This window comes from Streptomyces sp. 13-12-16 (assembly GCF_002114215.1).
Classification (GTDB): Bacteria; Actinomycetota; Actinomycetes; order Streptomycetales; family Streptomycetaceae; genus Streptomyces.
Genome location: NZ_NCTE01000083.1, coordinates 1 through 3,912, shown reverse-complemented (window position 1 = coordinate 3,912; position 3,912 = coordinate 1). Strand labels below are relative to the sequence as shown.

At 69.1% G+C, this 3,912-nt stretch carries 2 protein-coding genes and 1 pseudogene; all 3 read right to left on the bottom strand.

The window, feature by feature from the left end:
* A partial coding sequence (locus B7767_RS04035; protein ID WP_085570904.1) for an ABC transporter ATP-binding protein occupies window positions 1-1,900 on the bottom strand: 1,900 nt, incomplete at its 3' end.
* Complete coding sequence (locus tag B7767_RS04030) at window positions 1,900-3,633, bottom strand: ABC transporter ATP-binding protein (RefSeq protein WP_085570903.1); 1,734 nt, start codon at window positions 3,631-3,633, stop codon at window positions 1,900-1,902. The genes B7767_RS04030 and B7767_RS04035, both read right to left, overlap by 1 nt.
* Window positions 3,634-3,737: 104 nt before the next feature.
* A pseudogene (locus B7767_RS47710) lies at window positions 3,738-3,912 on the bottom strand (sugar kinase); the annotation flags it as partial.

Here is a 3,912-nt window from a genome sequence, read left to right as displayed (position 1 = left end):
ACTGGGCCTTGTAGAGGCGGGCGTACGCCCCGTCCGCCGCCAGCAGCTTCTCGTGCGCGCCCTGTTCGACGATCGAGCCGTTCTCCATGACCAGGATCGTGTCCGCGTCCCGGATCGTGGACAGCCGGTGCGCGATGACGAACGACGTGCGCCCGTGCGCCAGTCGCGCCATCGCCTTCTGGATCAGCACCTCCGTACGGGTGTCCACGGAACTCGTCGCCTCGTCCAGGACGAGGATCACCGGGTCCGACAGGAACGCCCGGGCGATCGTGACGAGCTGCTTCTCACCCGCGCTCACCCCGCTGCCCTCGTCGTCGATCACCGTGTCGTACCCGTCGGGCAGCGTCCGGACGAACCGGTCCGCGTGCGCCGCCCGCGCCGCCTCCTCGATCTCCTCCCGGGTGACCTCACGGGCGGAACCGTAGGCGATGTTCTCCGCGATGGTGCCGCCGAACAGCCAGGTGTCCTGGAGCACCATGCCGATCCCGGCGCGCAGTTCGTCCCGGGACATCTTCGCGATGTCCACCCCGTCGAGCGTGATCCGCCCGCCGGAGACCTCGTAGAACCGCATCAGCAGGTTCACGAGGGTCGTCTTGCCGGCGCCCGTCGGGCCGACGATGGCCACCGTGTGGCCCGGCTCGACCTTCAGTGACAGGTCCTCGATCAGCGGCTTCTCCGGGTCGTACCGGAACGACACGTGCTCCAGCGCCACCCGCCCGCGCAGCTCGGCCGGCTTCTCGGCCGGTGAGGCGTCGGCCTCCTGCTCCTCGGCGTCCAGCAGTTCGAAGACCCGCTCCGCCGAGGCGACACCCGACTGCACCAGGTTCGCCATCGAGGCGATCTGCGTCAGCGGCATCGAGAACTGCCGCGAGTACTGGATGAACGCCTGCACGTCACCGATGGACAGCGTGCCCGACGCGACCCGCAGCCCGCCGACGACCGCCACCAGCACGTAGTTGATGTTCGAGACGAAGAACATCAGCGGCTGCATGATGCCGCTGTTGAACTGCGCCTTGAACCCGGCCTCGTACAGCGCGTCGTTCTCCTCGGCGAACTTCTCCGCCGACTCCCGCTGACGCCCGAACACCTTCACCAGGGTGTGCCCGGTGTACATCTCCTCGATGTGCGCGTTGAGCGTGCCGGTCGACCGCCACTGCGCCACGAAGTGCGGCTGCGACCGCTTGCCGACGCGCGTGGCGACGACGAACGACAGCGGCACCGTCACCAGCGCGACCAGCGCCAGGATCCAGGAGACGTAGAACATCATCGCGAGCACGCCGATGACGGTGAGCAGCGAGTTGATCAGCTGGCCCATCGACTGCTGGAGCGTCTGCCCGATGTTGTCGATGTCGTTGGTGGCGCGGCTGAGCACCTCACCGCGCTGCCGCTTGTCGAAGTACGACAGCGGCAGCCGCGACAGCTTCGTCTGCACGTCCTCGCGCATCCGGAACATGGTGAGGTTGACGGCCCGGTTCACCAGCCGGGTCGCCACCGCCATCAGCAGGCCGGCGACCCCGAACACCGCCAGCGCGAACAGCAGGACGTTGCCCACCGCCGTGAAGTCGATGCCCTCGCCGGGGGTGAAGTCGGTGCTGCGGAGCATGTCGGCGACATCGCCTTCGCCCCGCTCCCGCATCGAGTCGAGCACCTCCTCCTTGGTGGCGCCCTCCGGCATGTCGCGTCCGACGATGCCCGCGAAGACCAGGTCGGTCGCCTCGCCGAGGATCTTCGGCCCGACCACGCTGAGTCCGACGCTCAGTACGACACAGGCCAGCAGCCCGTAGATCGTCCCGCGTTCCGGCCGGAACCGCGCGAGCAGCCGTTTGCTCGACCCCTTGAAGTCGATCGTCCGCTGGTCGGGGCCGCCCCCGGCCATCATCCGTCCTCCGGGCCCCGCCATCAGGCAGCCTCCGCTTCCGTCAGCTGGGAGAGCACGATCTCCCGGTAGGTCTCGTTGTCCGCCATCAGTTCGTGGTGCCGGCCGGTGCCGACGACGCGGCCCTCGTCCAGGACCACGATCCGGTCGGCGTCCCGGATGGTCGCCACCCGCTGGGCGACGATCACCACGGTCGCCTCGGCCGTCTCCCGTCCGAGAGCCGCCCGCAGGGCCGCGTCGGTGGCGTAGTCGAGCGCGGAGAAGGAGTCGTCGAAGAGGTAGATCTCCGGGCGCTGCACCAACGTCCGGGCGATCGCGAGGCGCTGGCGCTGACCGCCGGAGACGTTCGTCCCGCCCTGGGCGACCGGCGCGTCGAGCCCGCCCTCCAGCCGCTCCACGAAGTCCTTGCCCTGCGCCACCTCCAGCGCGTGCCACAGCTCCTCGTCGGTGGCGTCCGGATTGCCGTAGCGCAGGTTCGTCGCCACCGTCCCGGCGAACAGGTACGGCTTCTGCGGCACCAGTCCCACCGTCCTCGCGAGCAGCGCGGGGTCGACGTCCGCCACGGGCACGCCGTCCACCAGCACCTCCCCGTCGGTCGCGTCGAACAGCCGGGGGACCAGACCGAGGAGGGTGGACTTGCCGCTGCCGGTGGAACCGATCACGGCGGTGACCTCACCGGGCCGCGCCACCAGGTCGACGGCCTTGAGCACCGGCTCCTCGGCACCCGGGTAGCGGAAGCCCGCGCCCCGGATCTCCAGATGGCCGTGCCGGCGCAGCTCGGTGACCGGCGCGAGGGGCGGCACCACGCTGGAGGAGGTGTCCAGCACCTCGTGGATGCGCTCGGCGCACACCTCGGCGCGCGGCACCATCATGAACATGAAGGTGGCCATCATCACGGACATGACGATCTGCATCAGATAGGCGAGGAACGCGGTCAGGTCACCGATCTGCATCCCGCCGCTGTCGATGCGGTGCGCGCCGAACCACACCACCGCGATCGACGACAGGTTCACCACGGTCATGACCACCGGGAACATCAGCGCCAGCAGGTTGCCCGTGCGCAGCGACACATCGGTCAGCTCGGTGTTGGACTTCCGGAACCGCCCCTGCTCGTACTCGTCCCGCACGAAGGCGCGGATCACCCGGTTGCCGGTGATCTGCTCGCGCAGCACCCGGTTCACCGTGTCGAGCCGCTCCTGCATGGTCCGGAACAGGGGACGCAGCCGCCGCACGATCAGCGTCACGCAGACGCCCAGCACCGGCACCACCGCGACCAGCACCCCGGACAGCGGGACGTCCAGGCCGAGCGCCATCACGATGCCGCCCACACACATGATGGGCGCCGACACCATCAGGGTGAACGTCATCAGGACCAGCATCTGCACCTGCTGGACGTCGTTCGTCGTACGGGTGATCAGCGAGGGCGCACCGAAGTGACCCACCTCACGCGCGGAGAACGACTGCACCCGGTCGAACACGGCGGCGCGTACGTCCCGTCCCAGTGCCGACGCGGTCCGGGCGCCGTAGTACACGGCACCGATGTTGCATACGACCTGGACCAGCGAGATGCCGATCATCAGGGCGCCGTAGCCCAGGATGTAACCGCTGTCGCCCTCGACGACGCCCTGGTCGATGATGTCCGCGTTGAGCGTGGGCAGGTAGAGCGAGGCGCAGGTCTGCAGGAACTGCAGCAGCACCAGCAGGGTGATGGGTCTCTTGTAGGGCCGGAGGTGTGTCCGCAGGAGTCGTATGAGCACGCTGAATCTCTCGGAGTGGTCGGCGGGGGCGTTGGTTGCCCGTGGCCCCTATCGTCGAACACTCCACCCGCGTTACCTCAACCCAATTAATTCCCCGGCCCGTGCTACGCGCGGAACGCCCCCGGATGCGTCTGCTCGCGCACCGACACGTACTGCTGGCGCACCGCCTGCCCCACCGCCAGGTCCTCCCCGGGGTCCAGCACCTGCGCCACCGGGCCCTGCCACACGGGCGGGGTGCGCGGATCGAGGGTGCCCTGCGACACGCCGAGCGCCCACGCC